Below are 20661 nucleotides of genomic sequence, written 5' to 3' on the forward strand. Positions count from 1 at the left end.
TCGCGGGGTTACTTGAAAACCCGACCGTCTTGAAAGGAAGCAGGATTGGTCTTGATGGTCCTGGCGGGACTGCCCACCACAACCGCATAGTCTGGAACGTCCTTGGTCACCACGGCGCCTGCACCGATGGTGACCCAACGGCCGATGCGCAATCGCGGCAGGATCGTGGCGTTGGTGCCGATGAAGGTGCCGTCGCCGATCTCGACACAACCGGCAATGCAGACACCTGGCGCCATGAACACCGAATGACCGATCTGCCCCTCATGTCCCACTACGCTGCCGGCGCTGATACTGGTGTTATCGCCCAGGCTGACTTGGGCCTGCAGGATCACGCCTTCTTGCAGGTACGTGCCGACGCCCATCGTGATCATCGTCAGATCGATGCCCGGATGGATGAAATTGCCCAGGGTGCCACCGGCCTCGACGATCTCGCAGGTGGTCCGGTAGCGCAGCGCCGTGCTGCCGGTGATCAAATTGACAAAGCGTGTGTCGGGGCCTTTCAGCTCGGCCACCTTGTCGGTGCCACCCACCACCGGCACGCCATAAAACAGCGTGCCTTGCTTCGCCGGATCGTTGTCGAGAAAGGCGAACTTCACGTCCGGCTGGCTGCGTTGCAGGGTGAGGATCATCCGGACCGCTTCAGGATTGGCCGCCCCCAGCAGGTAAACCTTCATAGCCGGGTCCTTTTGAGTACCAGCGCGCGCAACACCTCGATGACCCGGCGCTGATCGTCATCGGTCATGTCGTGGTAGCTCGGCAGATTGATCGCGCGCTCCGGCAGCGAATGCGCCACGGGCGAGTCGGCCGTCAGTTCACTGAACATCGGCAAGGACGACAGCGGCCAGAAGAACACCCGGGCGTCGATATCGGCGGCCTGGAAGGCTGCGATCAACATGTCCCGCGTGATCCCCAGTTCGCGGTCAAAGACGACGGTGGGCATCCAGTAACCGTTACGCGAATGTTCCGGCTCGGGGTTCATGGACAGGCCCGGCAAGGAAGCCAGGGCGTCGGCGTAGTGGGCGAAGATCGCTCGCTTGCGCTGGATGAGCTCGCCGATCCGCTCAACCTGTGCGCAACCGACGGCGGCTTGCAGGTTGCTCATCTTGTATTTGAAACCGAGGAAATCCGGCCAGAACTGTTTGCTGCTGCCCGCCACCCGGCCATGGTTGGACAGGGTCAGTACGCGGTCATACAGGGCCTTGTCCGACGTCACGAAGATGCCGCCTTCACCGGTGGTCATGGTCTTGGTGCCGTGAAAGGAAAACGCGCCGAACGCGCCCAGCGAACCGGCCGCCTGACCGCGCCACTGCGAGCCGATCGCCTCGGCTGCGTCTTCGATGACCGGCAGGCCAAACTCGCGACCGATGGCCAGCAACGCATCCATGTCGCAGAGATTGCCGTAGAGGTGCACCGCCAGAATCGCTTTGGTTCTTGGGGTAATCGCCCGTCTAACCTGCTGCGGGTCGAGGCACCAACTGTCTGCCAGCACGTCGACGAACACCGGCGTCGCACCCAGATAGGTGATGGGCGCGGCCGAGGCGATCCAGTTGGTATCGGCGAGGATCACCTCATCGCCGGCACCGATGCCCAGCGCCGCCATCCCCATGTGCAGCGCGCCGGTGCAACTGGACGTTGCAATCGCGTACGTCGCTCCCACGTGCCCGGCAAAGGACTTTTCGAACCGCGTCAGGTACTCGTAGCAACGCTCTCCCCAACCATGGCGAACGGCATCGAGTACATAGTCAGCTTCCAGCTCACCGACACTGGGTTTGGTGTAATGAATTCGGCTCATCGAATGATCAACTCGGGAATGGCAATGACAAAACGACCGTCCCATGCACGAATGCCGGCAAAGGCCTGGGTGATCTCATCCAGCAGGTTCCACGGCAGCACCAGCACGTAGTCCGGTTTTTCGATGTCGATCTGTGCTGGCGACACAATCGGAATGCGGCTACCGGGCAGGTACTTGCCTTGCTTGTGCGGGTTGGCATCGGCTACCCAGGCGAGCAGGTCCGGCCTGACCCCGGCGTAGTTGAGCAGGGTGTTGCCCTTGGCGGCGGCACCGTAGCCGACCACGCGCTTGCCATCGGCCCTGGCCTGCAACAAAAAGCGCAGCAGGTCATGCTTGATGCGCTCGGCGGCGGGTGCCAGGGTCGCGTAGTACTCCGGGGTTTTCACACCGGCAGCGAGTTCGGCCTGTAGCTGTTGCTGAACCGCCGGCTGCACTTCTCGACGCTCGCCGTCCAGGCGCTGGACGAACACCCGCAGCGAACCGCCATGGGTCGAGAGTTGACTGACGTCGAATACTTGCAGGCCATTGCGCTCGCACAACGTCTGCACAGCGGTCAGCGACAGGTAGGAATAATGCTCGTGGTACAGCGTGTCGAACTGCTGGCCGGCCATCAGGGTCAGCAACTGCGGAAATTCGAAGGTCGCCACCCCCGTCGGTTTGAGCAACGTCGCGAAACCGCCGAGGAAATCGTTGATATCCGGGACGTGGGCCAACACGTTGTTGGCGGCCATCAAGTCGGCGCTCCAGCCTTCGCTTTTCAACTGCGCGGCGGTATTGCGACCGAAAAACAGTTCACGAATCTCCAGGCCTTTTTCCCGCGCCGCTTGCGCGGTGCTGCGGGTCGGCTCGACACCCAGACAAGGGATGCCGCGCCTGGCCACGTACTGCAACAGGTAACCGTCGTTGGCCGCGACTTCCACCACGCGGCTGTCGGCGCTCAGGCCGAAACGCTCGACCATCTCGGCCACATAACGCTCGGCATGGGCCAGCCAGGTGCTGGAGAACGAACTGAAATAGGCGTACTCGGCATCGAACAGGCTGTCGGCGCTGGTGTAATCCTCCGTTTGCACCAGCCAGCATTGCTGGCACACGGCAACCTTCAACGGCACCCATTGTTCGGTCTGCTCCAGCTGGTCGACACGCACGTAGGCATTGGACGGCGGCGAGGTGCCCAGGTCGATCAGCGGCAGGGTCAGCGCAGCGGCGCAACCACGGCAGTTCATAGACGCACTCCAGCGAAGTGTTCATCGAGCGCTGGATGGCTGGCATCGCGCACCGACAGATTATTGACAGGCAACGGCCAGGCAATCGCCAGCCGTGGATCGAGCACCGACAACCCGCCCTCGTGTTCCGGCGTGTAGTCGTTGCTGTGCAGGTAAAGCAGCTCGGCGTCGGCGCTCAGGGCCTGGAAGCCATGGGCGAACCCGGCCGGAATCAACAGGCTGCGGCCATCACCGACACGCAGGTGTTCGGCGTGCCAATGCAGGAAGGTCTCGGAGTCGGGACGCAAATCCACCGCGACATCCCAGACTTCACCGCGCAGGCAAGTGATCAACTTGGCTTCCGGGGCACGGGCATTCTGGTAATGCAGGCCACGCACGCTGCCGCGTTCGCGGGTGCAGGAGTGATTGATCTGGCGGATATGAAACGCCTGGCCAAACGCACTGAGGCTGCCTTCGCAAAACAACCGGGAGAAGTGCCCGCGCTCGTCCTCGAAACGTTTGTGCTGCACGCAGAACAAACCGTTCAGTGGCAGCGCCCTCAATAGAAGTTCGCTCACAGCACGCCTCGGTACAGGTTCAATTGCGCCAGGCTGATGGCGCGCATGTCATCGCCGTTCTGCCACGCCAGATGCCAATCCAGGGTCTGGGTCAGGCACTGCTGCAACGACCAGCGAGCTTGCCAACCAAGCAATTGACGGGCGCGGCTGCTGTCCAGACGCAACAGGCCGGCCTCATGCATATCGCTCGGTTCGATGCGTAGCCCGCGTGCCTGCGGCCAGCGGCTGGCGAGCAGTTCGACCACTTCACCGACGCTGCACATGTCCGCTTCACCGGGACCGAAATTCCACGCCCCGGCGAATTCCGGGCCCTGCTCAAACAAGCGGGCAGCCAGTTGCAGATAGCCGGCCAGCGGTTCCAGTGCGTGTTGCCATGGGCGCACCGCCTGCGGATAGCGCAAGGTCACCGGCTCATCCGCCGACCACGCCCGCAGCACGTCGGGAATCAACCGCTCAGGGGCGAAATCGCCACCTCCGAGCACGTTGCCGGCGCGGGCCGTGGCCAATGCCAGACCATGCTCGGCGTACTTTTCAGGCGCAAAGAACGAGGCGGCATAGGATTGCGCCAGCAATTCGCAGCAAGCCTTGCTGCTGCTGTAGGGATCGTGACCGCCCAACGCTTCGTTTTCGCGGTACGGCCACAGCCATTCCTGATTGGCGTAGACCTTGTCGGTAGTCACCAGCACGCAGGCACGCACGCCACCCACCTGACGGATCGCCTCGAGCAGGTTGAGGGTGCCCATGACGTTGCTGGAATACGTGCCCAACGGGTCGCGGTAACCTTCGCGCACCAGCGGCTGGGCCGCCAGGTGCAGGACGATTTCCGGCTGGGTCTCGGCGATCAGCTCAAGCAAGGCCCCCAGGTCACGCAGGTCACCGCGCTGATCATTGATACCTTCGTGAACGCGAGCCAGTTCGAACAGGCTCGGTTCGGTGGACGGATCAAGGGAAAACCCGCTGACCTCGGCGCCCAGGCTTTGCAGCCATAACGTCAGCCAGCTGCCCTTGAAGCCGGTGTGGCCGGTGACCAGCACCCGCTTGCCGCGCCAGAATTGCGTGCTCAGCCCCATTGCTTCCATGGGGCCTCCCCGCTCTGCCACAACGCCTCGAGGTGGTTCTTGTCACGCAGGGTGTCCATCGGCTGCCAGAAACCGTCGTGCTGGAACGCCATGAGTTCGCCGCGTTCGGCCAGGCCATCCAGCGGGCCGGATTCCCACGAGGTGTCGTCGCCCTCGATCAGCGGCAGGACCTTGGGCGAGAGGACGAAGAACCCGCCATTGATCCAGCCACCATCACCGCGAGGCTTTTCGGTGAAACCCAGGACCTTGTCGCCATCGCGATTGAGCGCGCCGTAGCGTCCGGGTGGTTGCACCGCGGTGACGGTCGCCAGTTTTCCGTGCTTGAGATGGAAATCCACCAACGCACCGATGTTGAGGTCCGACACGCCGTCGCCATAGGTGAAGCAGAACGCCTGTTCGTCTTCGAGGTAGCGGCGGGCACGGCGCAACCGGCCGCCGGTCATGGTCTCTTCGCCGGTGTCGATCAGCGTGACGCGCCATGGCTCGCTGTAGTTCTGGTGAACATCCATGCGGTTGTTGCGCATGTCGAACGTGACGTCGGAGGTGTGCAGGAAATAATTGGCGAAGAAGTCCTTGATCGCATAGCCCTTGTAGCCAAGGCAGATCACGAAATCGTGGATTCCATGAGCGGAATACTGTTTCATGATGTGCCAGAGAATTGGCTTGCCGCCGACCTCGATCATCGGCTTGGGCTTGAGGTGCGACTCCTCGCTGATCCGCGTACCCAGGCCACCCGCCAAAATAACTGCCTTCATCCCTTTCCCTCTTGTTCGTCACAGGGCTCAGCCAAGCTGTATCAAGCTTTTGCGGGCCATCCGGGTTAAACCTGCCGCCGTTCAGGGCACGTCCGGATTCACCGGAAGTGCTCGTTTTATGGCGATATAAGGGGGACTTGCAGGAAACGCGCCAGCTCTTTCAATCCGCTATCGGGGAAAGCGCAGCGGGCAACCTCAACGGTAATCGCGAAGTCTGACGCAAAAAAAAGGTTCTTCTCGGATTGTCGGGAAAGGTTTTTGCTCTGTAGCTGTGAGTGCTGCGAGATTATCCATTTGCCAGGGTGGCGCTGAATCACCTTTGCGCCCTTACGGCGCCTTACTTTTTTCAGTCGAAAAAAAAGTAAGCAAAAATTCTTGCCCCACCAGGGGCCCTACGCTGCGCTTCGGGTTCCCTCGCTCCGGTGTCGCTACGGGGTATCGCGGCCTCCGAGTTGCAAGCAACTCTACATCTCGCGACTTCGGCTACGCCGAAGGTGCTGACGCACTCCCCCCCTACGCAACACCTCCACTCGGCCCTTCTGGTTAACGGGGCATTCAGATCAAAAGCCAAAGCCAAAGCAAAGCCCAAAGCCCAAAGCCCACAGCCCACAGCCCACAGCCCACAGCCCACAGACCCACCGCGCTCCAAAAGCAAGAGCGCAGCGAATTGTGCTTTTGATCTTGATCCACCCGCCCCTTCGGAAGGCTGAGTGGAGGCGTTCATCCGGGGATGGGCGCGCAGCGCCGTGCGGCGAAGTCGCACACATTGCAGGGAGGTGCAGCGAAGCAAACCGTAGAGCAATGCCCCCGGATGAATGCCGGAGCGAAGGAACCCCGAGCCTTGGCGAGGGGCCGGACGCCGGGGCGAGAATTTTTGCTTACTTTTTTTTCGACTGAAAAAAGTAAGGCGCCGTAAGGGCGCAAAGGTGATTCAGCGTCACCTCGGCAAATGGATAAGCTCACAACTCACAACTCACGACTCACAACTCACAAAACCAACGCCAACGCCAACGCCAACGCCAACGCCAATCTTCCCCGCTAATCCGTGATGAACCCAAAAAAAAGGCAGGCGACTCAACGTCGCCTGCCTGGTCGGGATGGATGCGCGAACGGTCAGTCCGCCAGCCAGCCATTTTCCCAGTAGCGCAGGTTGTCGCCACGCAGCACGTAGTCACGCAGCACGATCTCGCGTAACTCATCGCCCATGCGATAGCTGGCGTCCGGGTCGGCCAGGTGCATGCGGATCGCTTGCAGCCATTCATCCGTGGAGTTGGTCTTGATCCGGGTGCACGGCAGGTAACCGCGATAGGCCTCGGTGTCGGTGCAGATCACCGGGTAACCGCAAGCGCCATACTCCAGCAGCCGCAGGTTGCTCTTGCAATCGTTGAAGATGTGGAACTCCAACGGTGCCAATGCCAGATCCAGGTTCAGGCTGGCCAGCTTGGCCGGGTACACATCCAGCCCGATCACCCCGTGAAACTCGTGCATGTACGGGCGCAAATCGTCCGGGCACATGCCGAAGAATACCCAGTCGACTTCGTTGGCCAATTCACGGACCACATCAGCAATGACCGCCAGGTCACCGTGGTGGCTGGTGCCGCCACCCCAGCCGACACGAGGCTTTTTCGACGTGCGGCGCTGACTGCGCAAGTCGGTCCACAAGTGCGACGCCAACATGTTGGGCACCACGCGAATGTCGTGATGCATGTCCGACAGCGCGTTGCCCAGCGGCTCGGTGGAGACCACCACGCGATCGCACATGCCGATGGCGCGCCGGACCAGCTTCTCCATTTCGTCCTTGCCCGGCATGTTGCGGATATGCGCATTGCGGTGCGGAACGTTGATCACAAAGTCATCCAGCTCATAGATGCGTCGCGCACTGGAGTATTTTTGCAGGCTCGGGATTTCGTTGATCGGACCTTCGGAATAGCGCCCCTGCAAGATGATCACGTCAGGCGAAAGACGCTCGACTTCGATGATGGTCGGCAAGTTGTAATGAATGCGCCCCAGTGCCCTGCCGGCCGCCTCCAGCTCAATCAACGGTTGTGTGACCCGGTAATGGCCGATAGCGGATGCGTTGACCGGCAACGCGAGAATCTTCGGCAACTGAGCCTTGGAAAACGGGCTCCAACCGGAGCGCAAACCAGGCTCGAGACTGAAGCTTGCCCCACCCAATCCCTGCAACGCCAGGTTGGTGTTGTAGGCCGGATCACGGGCCACGATCGGCAGCCAGCGTTTATAGAAAACTTCCTGCTCCTGTTCGCTGCGGGCCTGGTCACCCTCTTGTGCAACCACCGCCGGTTGCACGCCCAACGCCAGTTGAGCATGAGGCGTCCAGACCACCAGATAACCTTCCTGGCCGATACGCAAACACAGGTCCACCTCGTTGAGGGACTGCGCCAGGCCCTGCTCATCCAGGCCACCGACCGCCTCAAAGACCGCCTTTCGAACCATCAGGCAATCACCGCCGACGGCACTGAAATCGTGGGCAACCTGCAAGCGGTACATGTAGCCCGCTGCGTGCAGCATCTCGCCATGGAATGGCACGCCGGCCGGCCCTTGCAACCCGAGAATCAGGCCGGCATGCAGCACGCGGCCATCGGGGTTGAACAACTTGGCACCCACCACGCCGACTTCCGGACGCTGTGCATGATTGAGCAATTCGCCCAGCCATTCAGCCTGGGTGATCACCGTGTAGGGATTGAGTATCAGGACGTAATCGCCAGCAGCCTGCCGCACGGCGAAATTGCGCACCGCCGCCGCATTGCCTTGCATCTCACAGCGCAACACCCGGATCCGGTCGCTGCCCAGTTGCGCCATGCCGGCGAACCAGTCAAGCGCCTCGGCGCTCTCGCTGCCGTTGTCCACCAACAGCAACTCGTATTCGCCGTAGGCCGTTTTCTCCAACAGGCTCTCGACACACCGTTGCAATGCCAGGGTCTGATCTTTACTGACGATAACGATCGACACCAACGGCCGTTCGGCATGGTGATAGTCGATCCGATTGAGCAGTTCCGAACTGCCCTGGCGAATGTCGTGGGCGACACCCAGGCGATGCAAGTGCGCCTCAAGCAATCGCGGATTGGTATCCACCACTTCCGGCAGCGACAGCCATTTGGTCAGGTCGAACGCCGACTCCAGCAGCACCTCCGAAATGTGCCCGACCACGTGCGTGCCACTATGCTCGACCATGCGCCACAACACATCGTGTGGCGCCAGTTCGCCGTATGCCGAATCGAAACCGCCCAGCGCCAGGAATTGCTCGCGCTCGAATGCCAGCGCTCTCCCCACGTAGGGGTAGCTGCGCATGAGATCCAGGTTGAAGTCCGGCTTGAATGCAGGCTCGGCCGATTCCCCCTGATGCAGCCCACCTTCGTCGCTGTACAGGCAGGTCAGCGTGCGCGACAGTGCAATTCGTTCAGCCATGATCAGCAAGGCCGGCGCCACCAGGCGATCACCGGCACGCAACAGATAGAACCAGCCAGCGCCTTCCAGTTGCGGCAACAGGGTGTTGATCTGCTGCTGCCAGTCGTCCTGCAACGGCAAGCGGAAGACACGCTCGTCCAGCCCGGCTTGCGTACAGGATGCCGACAGCACCAGTGTCAGTTCAGGGGCATAATCCTGGTCGGCCAGCGATTGCAGGGTGAGCGCCAGTGCCGAACGGCTGCCATGCTCATCGATGATGATCGGAACGATCTTGGGTCTGCCTGGCCAGGCTTCCAGCGTATCCGCCAGCAGCTCGCGCTGACCGTCGGTAAGCGTGCGGCACGCCAGCCATTGGGCATACAGTTGCGCAAAACTGACACTGGCGATGCCGACATGCCAGTCCTGGGTGGTCTGTTTTGTACCCAGGGTCCGGCTCAACGGCAACTCTTCCCAAACCCGCGGCGACTCGTCCACTTTGGTCAGTGGCACATAGCGCACCCAACCCTGCGCCGGCGCAGATTCGCCGCCACGGGCCTTGAGCATCTGCGACAGCCACTGCCGCTCGGTTTCGGCCGCGTCCTTCATCGCCTGCTGGCCGCTCAAACGTTCCGGGTACAGGCGCTCGACGCCGAGCACGTGATTGGACACCGCCAGATTGCCGCGCCGCATCAGGCAGACGTACAAGGCGAAATCGAGGGTCGCGACGAAGCAATGGCCGGGCTGAGTCAGTGCCGGGAACAGTTCGAGCACGTCAGCCCGACGGAACATCGCGTTGCTGAAGCCACCAAGGATGTTGACCGGGAAGTTTTCGAAGATCGCCAGCAGGTCCTCGCCCTTGAACACCCCGCCCACCGGGGAAAGCGGGGTGTTCTCCAGGCGCGAAGGCAGCGGCATGTCGTCGGCATCCCAGAGCAGCCGCTGGGCCACGACCAGGTTGACGTCGGCGCAGTCGATAAGCGCCTGGGCCTGACGCTCGATACAGGCCGAGAACAACTGATCATCATCACAAAGAAACTTGATGTACTCGCCTTGCGCCTGCTCCAGGCAGGCTTGCAGGTTACCCACCAGCCCCAGGGTTCGCGGATTTCGCACATAACGTACTGTCGCGCCCTGTTCAACCACCGAAGCCACGATCTCTTCGATCTCATGACCGCGACTGTCATCGCAAACGATGATCTCCAGATTGCCGTAGCTCTGACTCACAGCCGTGTGCAAGGCACGACCGAAGAAGCGTGGATTGAAGGCAGGAATGACCAGGCTGACAAGCGGGAGTGAATTCACGGCGGGCTCACAGGCGGTGCGAGCCCGCCCTGAAAAGCGAGCCCTTTGTTACCGCAAAAAAGACGATAAATACTGAAGGGGCAAGGCCATCGGGCGCCTGCGCGCCCGACCGCCGTCAGATCTTGTTGAACAGGCCCAGCTGGGAAATCTTGCTGAACGCCAGCTGCGCCGCCTGCAGCATGGTCTGCTGCAAGGTCAGGCGAGTCATGACTTCGGCCGGGTCCGAATCGCGAATCGACGACTGGCTCGCAGTGTTCGCCAGGGTCAGGCTCTCGTTGGTCGCGATCTGGTTATCCAGCGCCTGACCGCGGGCACCGATCGTGGTGATGGCCGAGCCGATCTGGTTGGCCGCACTGTCGATGTTGCCCATTCCCGATTCCATGGCGCCCAGAAACTTCTGCTTGGCCGCTGGATCGCTGTCGATCGGCGTGTTCAGCGCGGTAATCATCTGGCCCAAGGTGTCGAGCACGTTCTGGGTCTGGTGGTTATTGGACTGAATCACGAACTGGTCGCCGGACGCCGGGGCGCCACCGCCCAAGGCAAACGTCACGCCCGCAGCGGTGGCGTTGCCGCCCGACACGGTGCCCGAAGACACCGGCCTGCTGTCGGCGGTGATCGGCGCCGCATACAGGTCAAAATTGGTCGCGCTGGTGAACTTCAGGATCGCCCCGCCCGACGGAAAAGCGTTGGTGTACGCCGTCGGGCTCGTCACGCTGGAACCGGTGATGACCGCGGTCGACGCGTTACCGGCACCGCGCGACGTGTTGAAGCTATCCGAGGTGGAAGACAGATTGAAACTGTGACCGGCGATCACCGCATCCGGGTTGGTATCAGTGGATTTGAGGTTGATGTTCAGCTTCAGGTCAACGCCACGGAAACTGACCGTCTGGTTGGCCCCGTTGGCGTTGCTGATGACGCCATTCTGGCTGGCTTCGGCGGTCACGTCGTTACCCAGCGCGTCGGTGATCATCAACTGGGTGCTGCTGAGGAAACTGACGGTGTAGGGCTGACCGCCAGAGAACTTCGCGTTGTAGGTAGAGCTGGTGCCGACCGTACCGTTGGACAGCACCACGCGCCCGTCATCCACTACCGGCGCGGTCATGGTGGTCTGGGTGCGACCGGTATTGATGGTCTGCTGGAACGCATCCCAACCGGTGGTGTTGGTCCCGACCGTCATGCCATCGCCAATGCCAAGGTCGACGGTGGTCTGGTCGCCGTTGTAGCTGTAGGTGCCGTCCGAGTTCTGCGAGTAAGGCGCAGTGTCGGTTTTCGAACCGGAGAACAGGTAATTGCCGTTCGCGTCCTTGGAGTTCATCAGGCCCAGCACTTGTTGCTGGATCTGCCCCAGTTCCGAAGCATAGGCCTTGCGGTCCGCGTCGGTGGCAATGCCGTTGCTGGCGGCGAGGGCCAGTTCCTTGGCGCGCTGCAAAGCGGTGCCGATGGAGCTGAGCGTGGTTTCCTGCAGGCTCAACGCACTCTTGGTGCTCTGGATGTTGGTGCCGTACTGATCAAGCATCGCGCTCTGCTGACCCAGCTGCAGCAAACGACCGGCACCGATCGGATCATCGGCGGCGGTATTGATGCGGGTCAGGCTGCTGGCTTCGTTGCTGGTGGCGATGGCCTTGTTGAAGTTGCGCTGGTAGTTCGCAGCGGTGATTTCGTAATACTGGGCGGTGGAAATGCGCATGAATTACGACTCCTTAAAGGCTGTTGATCAGCGTGGTGAAAATTTCCTGCGCAGCCTTGATGATCTGCGAAGACGCGGTGTAGTACTGCTGGTACTTGACCAGGTTGCCGGTTTCTTCATCCAGGTCGACCCCGGAGTTCGAATCCCGCGCCCCTTTGGCGTTGGCCAGGATCGCCGTGGTGGCGTCGCTGTCGGATTTGCCCTGGGCCGCCTTGGCACCGACGTTGGTCACCAGCTTGTTGTAGGCATCGGTCAGGCTGATGCCCTTGCTCGCCGTGCCGGTGTCTACAGTCTGTCTGGTTTGCAGTCCCACCAACGCCTGGGCGTTACGGTTGTCCGAAGACGCCGCGCCGGTCAGGTTGATGGTGAAGCTTTCGCCGCTGGCTGGCGTGGCGCCGACCGTGGTCTGCACGGTGAAGGTCTTCTGCACCGCCGGCGTGACGCTGGTGTCCATGACTGGAGCACCGCTGGCATCGACCATGCCCACTTTCAGGTTCAGCGTGTTGCTCTGGCCGGGAACGATGGTGCCGGTGCCGATCGAGTTGCCCTTGGCATCGACCATGTTGTAGTTCTGGCTACCGCCGCTGGCCGCTCCGAAAACCAGTTTGACCGGCGTCGAGTACTTGAGCGCGGCCTGCATTTCCGCCTGGGCCGCCGGGTTGTAGATATCGATGGTGCTGGTCAGCGTCGGCTGGGTGTAGGTGCCGCTGTTGTTGGCACTGGTCACGCCGGTCAAGGGTGCTGCGGCCGCGATTTTTTTCGGGTCGGTGAGCACGGTCTGGATACTGGCCGCCGCGCCTCGGGTTGGCGTCACCTTGAACGAATCGCCGGCGCTCAGCGCACCGCCGTTCAGGTTCAGGCTGAAGCCGTCGATCACCGGAGCCGGGGTCGTCGTGGTGCTGAACGCGCCCATGTCGGTGCCGTCCGAACGCTTGACGGTGTAATTGGTCCCGCTGGTGAACGTCACCTGATAGTCGCTGGTGGTCAGCTTGCCGGTGTCCTTGATGGTGACATCCAGGTTGCCGGAACCGGCACTGTTGCCCGCCGCCGCAATGCTGCGCTGACTGACCAGCGCGGCACTGTTGATGTTGTTGAAGATCGCCGCGCCGAAATCACCGTTCTTGTCGATGCCTTGCGCCTGCTGGCTGTTGATCTGGTCAGCGACCACCAGTGCTACTCGCCCCAGCTCATTGAGCGAAGGGTCCAGCACTTCCTTGCGGTAAGTCAGCAGACCACCGATTTTACCGCCGCTGACCACCGAGGTCACATCGATGGTGCTGGAGCCACGGTTGAGCTGCAGCGCCATGCGCGATGGATCATCTTTGCCCGGCACGGTTTGCAGTGTATTGGTGGTGTTGCCGACCACCAGTGGCTGACCGCTGCCGATGTAGATGTCATAGCTGTTGCCACGCTCGACCACCTGGGTACCGACCAGCTCGGACAGTTGGCGCACGGCTTCGTTGCGCGAGTCCAGCAGGTCGTTCGGCTGGTTGGTGCCGGTGGAGAGCTCGGAAATCTTCTGGTTGAGCGTGGCAATCGTGGAGGACAGCTTGTTCACCTGATCCGCCATGTCGCCCAGGCTGCCATTCAGGTTGGTGTTCTGGTCGTTCAACTGCTTGGCAATCGAATTGAAACGGGCGGACAACGCCTGGGCACCGGTCAGCACCGACTGGCGGGACGTGTCGTCGGTGGCCGACGTCGAAACGCCCTGCATCGAGGTAAAGAACTTTTGCAGCACACCGGTCAGCCCGGTGTTGCTATCGGAAAGCGTGGCGTCCAGCGGAGTGGCCTGCGCGTTGTACGACGTCGCTTCGCTGTCGAGCGAGGTGGCGGTACGCAGCTGCGAATCGAGATACGAGTTATACACGCGACGTACATCGGCCAGCGTCGTGCCGGTACCGATGAACACGTTGCCGTACTGAATCGAGCCTTTGGTGCTCTGCACAGATTGCTGGCGCGAGTACCCAGCGGTGTCGACGTTGGCAATGTTGTTGCCGGTCGTCACCAACGAGTTATGGCCAGCACTCAGCCCCGACATCCCGATATTGAGCAAACTCATGATTCGACCTTATACCTTGTGCCTATAAAGGCGTGGTGGAAACGCCCGCCGCAGCGTAGTTCTGGTAACTCGTCATCTGCTTGGCTATCTGCGAAATCTTGCTTGCGTAGTCCGGGTCGGTTGCGTAACCGGCCTTCTGCAACTCGCGTACAAACTGTTCTGGGTTATCGGCCGACTTCACGACATCTTGATAGCGATTATTGGTCTGCAGCAAAGTCACAAGGTCATGGAAACTGTCCTTGTAGGAGTCGTAGGAACGGAACTCGGCCGTCTCCTTGACCATCTGCCCGTTCCTGAATTCGCTGGTGATCGCCCGCGCCGAATTACCCTGCCAGCTGTTGCCGGCCTTGATGCCGAACAGGTTGTGGCTGCTGCTGCCATCCTGCTGGCGCATGACCGATTTGCCCCAACCGGTTTCCAGGGCCGCCTGCGCCACCAGGTAACGTGGGTCGACACCGATCCGGGCCGCCGCTTCCCTGGCCATCGGCAACATGGTATTGACGAAATCGTCGGCGGAGCTGAAGGCTTTCTTCGGCGGCGCCAGAGGGATCTGCGCCATGGCGCGACCGTAAATCTGCATGCCTGTGGTGGAAGCCTGCTGCGCGTTCGCCAGCCAGTCGCCGTTGTACAGCGGTCCTGAGCCGGTGGTCGTCGTGCGCTCAGGCAACGGTGTCCTGTTGACCGTCGTCGTGGCAGCGGGCGTCGCCGAAGGCACCAGCCCTGCCAGCAGACGATCCGCCAGCTTCGGCGGCAATGCCAGGCGTCGCTGGTTGATCAGTGCCATGTCATTGCGATGACCACCCTCGCCCGCCTCTTGCGGCGCATGGACCGATCGTGAAGCCCACAATGGACGCTGACCATTGACGCGCGACAACGGACCATTGATCGCCACCGTACCGGCCGCCACCGGCGTTTGCACGGCTGCTTTCGCGGCCTCTTGCTTGGCCAGCGACGCAGCGGCCGCCTCGCCCGGCGCCAATGGTTTGTTCTTCGACATCTGGCGCATCAGCACGTCCGCCAGGCCGATACCGCCACCCTCGCGGGACATGGAAACGGCCAGTTGCTGGTCGTACATTTCCTGATACTGCTTGGCCGCCGGGGTGTTCATCGGATTGTCCTGCCCCAGCGCTTCAGTGGCCGAGCGCATCGACTTGAGCATTTCCCCGAGGAACAGCGATTCGAACTCCTGCGCCACCTTGCGCAGGTTGCCGTCACTGTTCTTGTCGCCGACCTTGAGCTGATTCAGACGGTTCAGGTCCGAATAGGAGCCCGAATCACTGCTGCTGACCAGACCGCTCTTGCGCATATCCACAATGGCCGTCCTCAGATCACGATCAGGTCGGCTTGCAGGGCACCGGCCTGCTTCAGCGCTTCAAGAATGGCCATCAAGTCACCCGGTGCCGCGCCGACCTGGTTCACCGCCCGCACGATCTCGTCGAGGGTGGTGCCAGGGCCGAATTTGAACATCGGCTTGGCTTCCTGCTGGGCATTGACCTTCGAACGCGGCACGACCGCCGTCGTGCCATTGGACAGAGGACCGGGCTGGCTGACGATCGGGTCTTCGGTAATGGTCACGGTCAGACTGCCGTGGGTCACAGCGGCCGGAGAAACCTTGACGTTCTGACCGATCACGATGGTGCCGGTCCGGGAGTTGATGATGACTTTCGCCACCGCCTGGCCCGGATCGATCTCAAGGTTCTCCAGGATCGACAGATAGTCGACCCGCTGGCTCGGATCGAGCGGCGCGGTGACGCGAATCGAACCACCGTCGATGGCCTGGGCCACCCCAGGGCCGAGCATGTCATTGATCTTGTCGACGATGCGCTTGGCGGTGGTGAAGTCGGAACGGTTGAGGTTCAGCGTCAGGCTGTTGCCCTGGTTGAAACCGCTCGGCACCGCGCGCTCCACCGACGCACCACCGGGGATGCGACCGGCCGACGGAACGTTGACGGTAATCTTCGAGCCGTCGCGACCTTCCGCATCGAAACCACCGACCACCAGGTTGCCCTGGGCCACCGCATAGACGTTGCCGTCGATACCTTTGAGTGGCGTCAGCAGCAAGGTGCCGCCGCGCAGACTCTTGGAGTTACCGATGGACGAAACGGTGATATCGACCTGCTGCCCCGGCTTGGCGAACGCTGGCAGATCGGCACTGATCGACACCGCCGCGACGTTCTTCAACTGCACGTTGCCCGAGCCCGGCGGCACCTTGATGCCGAACTGCGAGAGCATGTTGTTGAAGGTCTGCAGGGTGAACGGGGTTTGCGTCGTCTGGTCACCGGTGCCGTTAAGCCCGACCACCAGGCCGTAGCCGATCAATTGGTTGGAACGCACGCCGGAAATGCTGGCGATGTCCTTCAGGCGCTCGGCTTGAGCATCGAAGGCCACGGACAGCAACAGGGCGCCCACCATAAGGCGTTTGAAGTTCAACATGCTCAACTGGAAAGCCACTTAAAAGGGGAACAGCGGGCTGAGGAAGAAACGGTCGAACCAGCCTGGCTGACTCGCATCGGCAAACGAACCGGTGCCCGAATAGGTGATGCGCGCATCGGCGACACGGGTCGACGACACAGTGTTGTCGGTAGCGATGTCATCGGCGCGAACCAGGCCGGCAATCCGTACCAGTTCGTCGCCGGTATTGAGGGTCATCCATTTCTCGCCGCGCACCGCGATGATGCCGTTGGGCAACACATCGGCGACGGTCACGGTGATCGAACCGGTCAGGGTGTTGCCCTGGGCCGCCTTGCTGTCGCCCTTGGTGGCGCGGTCGCCTTCATAGCTGGCGTCCAGACTCAGGTCACCACTGCCAAACGGATTGTTGGTGTTGGGGGTGGAACCGAACAGCGAGGTCAGGCCGATGCTGGCCTTGCTGTTCTTGCCAATTTGCGAGTTGGCGTTTTTGCTGGCCTGAGTCTTTTCGTTCAGGGTGATGGTGATGATGTCACCGACCCGGAACGCCTTGCGGTCGCTGTAGAGGTTCTGCTCGAAACCGGCCTGATAGATCGAGCCATTGTTCGCGGCCGCCGGCAACGGCGTGCGCGGCAACACCGGAGCGTAGTAAGGGTCATTGGGTTTGGGCGTCGCAGGCACGCAACCTGCGAGCGCGGCGATCCCACTCAGTGCCAGAACAGATACATAGCGATTCATGACCCTACCTCACGGTGTTGCAGGCAGCCTCATGGCCGCCCCATAGACTTGATTACAGATTCTGCGTTACGAACGAGAGCATCTGGTCGGCGGTGGAGATCACCTTGGAGTTCATCTCGTAGGCGCGCTGGGTGGTGATCATGTTGACCATCTCCTCAACGGTGCTGACGTTGGACGTTTCCAGAGTGTTCTGCAGCGTGGTGCCAAAACCGTTCAGCCCCGGTGTGCCGACTTGCGGCGCGCCACTGGCAGCGGTTTCCAGGAACAGGTTGTTGCCCACTGCCTGCAGGCCGGCCGGGTTGATGAAGTCGGCGGTTTGCAGGTTGCCGATCACCTGGGCAGCCGGGTTGCCGGCAACGGTGATAGACACGGTGCCGTCGCGACCGACCGTGAAGGTCTGCGCGTCGTTCGGAATGACAATGGCCGGTTCCAGGGCAAAGCCGCTGGCGTTCACGATCTGGCCGTTGGAGTCCAGGTGGAACGTACCGTCACGGGTATAGGACGTGGTGCCGTCCGGTTGCAGGATCTGGAAGAAACCGCGACCGTCGATGGCCATGTCCAGTGGCTGCTCAGTGGTTTGCAGGCTGCCGGCGGTGAAATTTTTCTGGGTGCCGACGATGCGTACACCGGTACCCAGTTGCAGTCCCGACGGCAGTTCGCTGTCCTGGGTCGACTGGGCGCCTGGTTGACGCTTGATCTGGTAGAGCAAGTCCTGGAACTCGGCGCGGTCACGTTTGAAACCCGTGGTCGACACGTTCGCCAGGTTGTTGGAAATGGTGGTCAGGTTGGTGTCCTGGGCGGACAGGCCTGTTTTGGCAACCCATAGAGCCGGAAGCATTCGATTCTCCTCGTGCGCCTGTTTTACGGCGCGACGTTCTGATAATTAGCTGATCTGCAAGACCCGAGCCATGGCCTGGTCATCGTCCTTGGCGGTGTTCATCATCTTGATGTGCAGCTCGAACTGCTTGGACAAGGCCAGTACCGAGGTCATCTCTTCCACGGCATTGACGTTGCTCGACTCAAGGAACCCGGACACCAGCTTGACGCCCGCATCAGCCTGCGCCGGCTTGCCGTCCTTGGTGTGGATCGAACCATCCAGGCCTTTGGTCATGTTCTTGAGGTCCGGGTTGACCAGCTTGATGCGGTCGACTTCAGCCATCACCCGGGGACCTTCGCCCATCGCGCGGATGCTGATGGTGCCGTCTTCACCGACTTCGATCTGCTGCTCCGGCGGCACGGCAATCGGCCCGCCATTGCCCATGACCGGCATGCCGTTGCCGGCGCGCAACACACCCAGGGCGTCAACGTTCAGGCTGCCGGTGCGCACGTAGCTTTCACCGCCATCGGGGGTCTGCACGGCAATCCAGCCATTGCCTTGCACGGCAACGTCAAGGTCGCGGCCGGTTTCCACCAGTGAGCCCGGGGAGAAATCGGTGGCCGGGCGTTCGGACATGGCAAACGCACGCGCCGGAAAGCTGTCACCGAACACCGGCATCGAACGGGCCTGCTCCAGGTCTTTCTGGAAGCCGTTGGTGGAGATGTTCGCGAGGTTGTTGGCATGAGCCTTTTGCGCCAGTGCATTCTGGCTGGCGCCGGTCATTGCCACATAAAGGTACTTGTCCACACTCTTTCCTCTGCCTGCCGGACGTTTGCCGTCCACTGCTGTACTGCTGAGCCATAAGCAATTTGCAGACCAACTTGTTTTTGGCGGCGCGAGGCCCGGCAAACAAAGGACTTGAAGGGTTCAGAGGGGATTGGTGATTTGTATCGGAGACGAAAAACCGGCGGTGTCATGCCGCTGGGTGGCAAGTGCCGGCCTCTTGAGTGACTGAACTGTCGCTTTCGCGAGCAAGCCCGCGATGAGGCCGGCACAGATAAAAGCTAAGACTCAGTCTTGCCCACCTCATACTCGCGCAACTTGTTGGCAATGGTGGTATGCGAAACCCCCAGGCGCTTGCCCAGTTGCCGACTGCTCGGATGCTCGGAATACAACCGCTCCAGCACGGCCTTCTCGAAACGCCCGACGATTTCATCCAGCCCGCCCTCCAGCGAAAAATCGCCAAGCGGCTGACGCACGCCATAATCCGGCAAACGAATATGCTCGGCCTTGACCGTGCCACCGTCGCACAGGGAAACCGCCTGGAACAGCACATTCTCCAGTTGCCGCACGTTACCCGGCCAATGGTAATGACTGAGCCGCTCCATGGCCGCCGGCGCCAGCTTTGGCAACGAGCAGCCGATCTGCCGACTGGCCTGATCGAGGAAGTGCTCCACCAGCGGCGTCAAGCCGTCGAGGCATTCGCGCAACGGCGGGATGTGCAGCGACAACACATTCAAGCGGTGATAGAGGTCCTGGCGGAACTCGCCGCGAGCACACAATTCGGAGAGGTCGACCTGAGTCGCGCAGATCACTCGCACGTCAAGGTAGACCTCTTCATCGCTGCCCACACGGCGGAAGCAACCGTCCTGCAAAAAGCGCAGCAATTTCACCTGCAAGCGCGGGCTCATTTCTCCGACGCCATCGAGAAACAGCGTACCGCCCGCCGTCAACTCCAGCAGCCCGAGCTTGCCTTCGGCCCGCGCCCCTTCAAAGGCACCGGGGCCGTAACCGAACAGTTCCGTCTCGGCCATGGACTCAGGCAGACCGGCACAATTGAGCGCCATCAACGGCGACTGCCCACGAGGACTGGCCAGATGGCAGGCCCGCGCCAGCAACTCTTTGCCGGTGCCGGTTTCCCCTTCGATCAAAAGCGGTGCATCCAGCGGCGCCATGCGCCGCGCTTCGCGAACTACCGCGGCCATCACTTTCGAGCTCTGAAAGATGCTGTCGAAGCCCCGCAGTTCCTGCTTGCGCACGTTGTAGATGCGCTCGCCCACCCGGTCGGCGCGGTGCAGCGTCAGCACCGCACCGGCCATGGCTTCGCTGTCGTCGTGCTCCGATTGCAAGGGCGCGATGTCGGCCAGAAACACATCCCCCTTGACCTTGACCCGCAGCCCATTGATCCGCGATTTGTTGGCGCGCACCAGTTCCGGTAAATCGAAATCTTCGGCGTACCGCGACAGGGGAATACCCGGCACCTCGTCGACCCGCACTCCGAGCAACTGCGCCGCTGCCCGGTTGGCCGCGACAATGGAACCGCCCATGTCGATCGACAGCACCGGAAACTCCAGCGCACCGAGCAGTGCATTGAGCTCCATGTGCCGACGCTCGCTGGGCATCAGCCCTACACGCTTGACGCCAAAGACCCCGGCAATCGCTTCGAATTTCGGACGCAAGGCCTGGAACTGAATGTTGATCAGGTTCGGGCAATGCAGGTAGATGGCGTTGCCATGCTCACCGCCCACCTCACCTCGGGCCACGTTGATCCCGTACTCCACCAACAGATTGAGAATGTCGCGCAGGATGCCTATGCGGTTCTGGCAGTGGACTTTGATACGCATAAAAAGGGCCCAAACAGTGAAGGACGAGGCCAATGGCAGTGAATTTTCTGCGTGGGCGCTCAGATAGTCGTCAAGATTATGTGACAGGAAAGACGCTTTTCAAACCCGAAAATCTCAGCCAGTGCGCGACAGGCAATCGTTCGTAACGAAAACTTTACGATTATCGAGGAGTTTTCCTGCGCGTGACGCCCGGCAACTGCTGCAACGGTGCAAT

15 protein-coding genes are annotated in these 20661 nt (G+C 61.3%); all 15 read right to left on the reverse strand.

Annotated elements, in window-relative coordinates; genetic code table 11:
- Nucleotides 1–8: 8 nt before the first annotated feature.
- On the reverse strand, nt 9–674 hold the full coding sequence (locus CAF65_RS15420) for an acetyltransferase (protein ID WP_085717026.1): 666 nt from the start codon (nt 672–674) through the stop codon (nt 9–11).
- The gene (locus CAF65_RS15425; RefSeq protein ID WP_085717027.1) at nt 671–1792 is read right to left on the reverse strand and encodes a DegT/DnrJ/EryC1/StrS aminotransferase family protein; all 1122 of its coding nucleotides are present in this window, start codon (nt 1790–1792) and stop codon (nt 671–673) included. The genes CAF65_RS15420 and CAF65_RS15425 overlap by 4 nt, the downstream gene beginning before the upstream one ends.
- Complete coding sequence (locus CAF65_RS15430; protein WP_085717028.1) at nt 1789–3015, reverse strand: class I SAM-dependent methyltransferase; 1227 nt, start codon at nt 3013–3015, stop codon at nt 1789–1791. Before CAF65_RS15430 ends, CAF65_RS15425 begins: the two co-directional genes overlap by 4 nt.
- Nucleotides 3012–3572 carry a dTDP-4-dehydrorhamnose 3,5-epimerase family protein gene (locus CAF65_RS15435; protein WP_085717029.1) on the reverse strand — a complete coding sequence of 187 codons (561 nt, stop codon included), beginning with the start codon at nt 3570–3572 and terminating at the stop codon, nt 3012–3014. The genes CAF65_RS15430 and CAF65_RS15435 overlap by 4 nt, the downstream gene beginning before the upstream one ends.
- Complete coding sequence (gene rfbG, locus CAF65_RS15440; RefSeq protein ID WP_085717030.1) at nt 3569–4651, reverse strand: CDP-glucose 4,6-dehydratase; 1083 nt, start codon at nt 4649–4651, stop codon at nt 3569–3571. The genes CAF65_RS15435 and rfbG overlap by 4 nt, the downstream gene beginning before the upstream one ends.
- Nucleotides 4633–5406: a glucose-1-phosphate cytidylyltransferase gene (gene rfbF, locus CAF65_RS15445; RefSeq protein WP_085717031.1), complete on the reverse strand. Its 774-nt coding sequence runs from the start codon at nt 5404–5406 to the stop codon at nt 4633–4635. The genes rfbG and rfbF overlap by 19 nt, the downstream gene beginning before the upstream one ends.
- Nucleotides 5407–6519: 1113 nt before the next feature.
- Nucleotides 6520–10113, reverse strand: a complete 3594-nt coding sequence (locus CAF65_RS15450; protein WP_085717032.1) for a glycosyltransferase — start codon at nt 10111–10113, stop codon at nt 6520–6522.
- Nucleotides 10114–10228: 115 nt separating this feature from the next.
- Entirely contained in the window at nt 10229–11800 is a 1572-nt protein-coding gene (locus CAF65_RS15455; RefSeq protein WP_085717033.1) for a flagellar hook-associated protein 3, read from the reverse strand.
- A gap of 13 nt (nt 11801–11813) precedes the next feature.
- The gene (gene flgK / locus CAF65_RS15460) at nt 11814–13859 is read right to left on the reverse strand and encodes a flagellar hook-associated protein FlgK (RefSeq protein ID WP_085717034.1); all 2046 of its coding nucleotides are present in this window, start codon (nt 13857–13859) and stop codon (nt 11814–11816) included.
- 22 nt (nt 13860–13881) lie between these two features.
- A complete protein-coding gene (gene flgJ / locus CAF65_RS15465; RefSeq protein WP_085717035.1) occupies nt 13882–15171 on the reverse strand; it encodes a flagellar assembly peptidoglycan hydrolase FlgJ in 1290 nt (429 codons plus the stop codon).
- Between the two features lie 11 nt (nt 15172–15182).
- Nucleotides 15183–16292 carry a flagellar basal body P-ring protein FlgI gene (locus tag CAF65_RS15470; RefSeq protein WP_085717036.1) on the reverse strand — a complete coding sequence of 370 codons (1110 nt, stop codon included), beginning with the start codon at nt 16290–16292 and terminating at the stop codon, nt 15183–15185.
- 18 nt (nt 16293–16310) lie between these two features.
- A complete protein-coding gene (gene flgH, locus CAF65_RS15475) occupies nt 16311–17006 on the reverse strand; it encodes a flagellar basal body L-ring protein FlgH (protein ID WP_085717037.1) in 696 nt (231 codons plus the stop codon).
- A gap of 52 nt (nt 17007–17058) precedes the next feature.
- Entirely contained in the window at nt 17059–17844 is a 786-nt protein-coding gene (gene flgG, locus CAF65_RS15480; RefSeq protein WP_007975316.1) for a flagellar basal-body rod protein FlgG, read from the reverse strand.
- A gap of 45 nt (nt 17845–17889) precedes the next feature.
- Nucleotides 17890–18630 (reverse strand): flagellar basal body rod protein FlgF, encoded by a 741-nt coding sequence (locus CAF65_RS15485; RefSeq protein WP_085717038.1) that lies wholly within the window; start codon nt 18628–18630, stop codon nt 17890–17892.
- A gap of 257 nt (nt 18631–18887) precedes the next feature.
- Nucleotides 18888–20447 carry a sigma-54-dependent transcriptional regulator gene (locus CAF65_RS15490; protein WP_057398327.1) on the reverse strand — a complete coding sequence of 520 codons (1560 nt, stop codon included), beginning with the start codon at nt 20445–20447 and terminating at the stop codon, nt 18888–18890.
- Between the last annotated feature and the right edge of the window lie 214 nt (nt 20448–20661).

Source organism: Pseudomonas sp. B28(2017), assembly GCF_002113025.1.
Taxonomy (GTDB): Bacteria; Pseudomonadota; Gammaproteobacteria; order Pseudomonadales; family Pseudomonadaceae; genus Aquipseudomonas.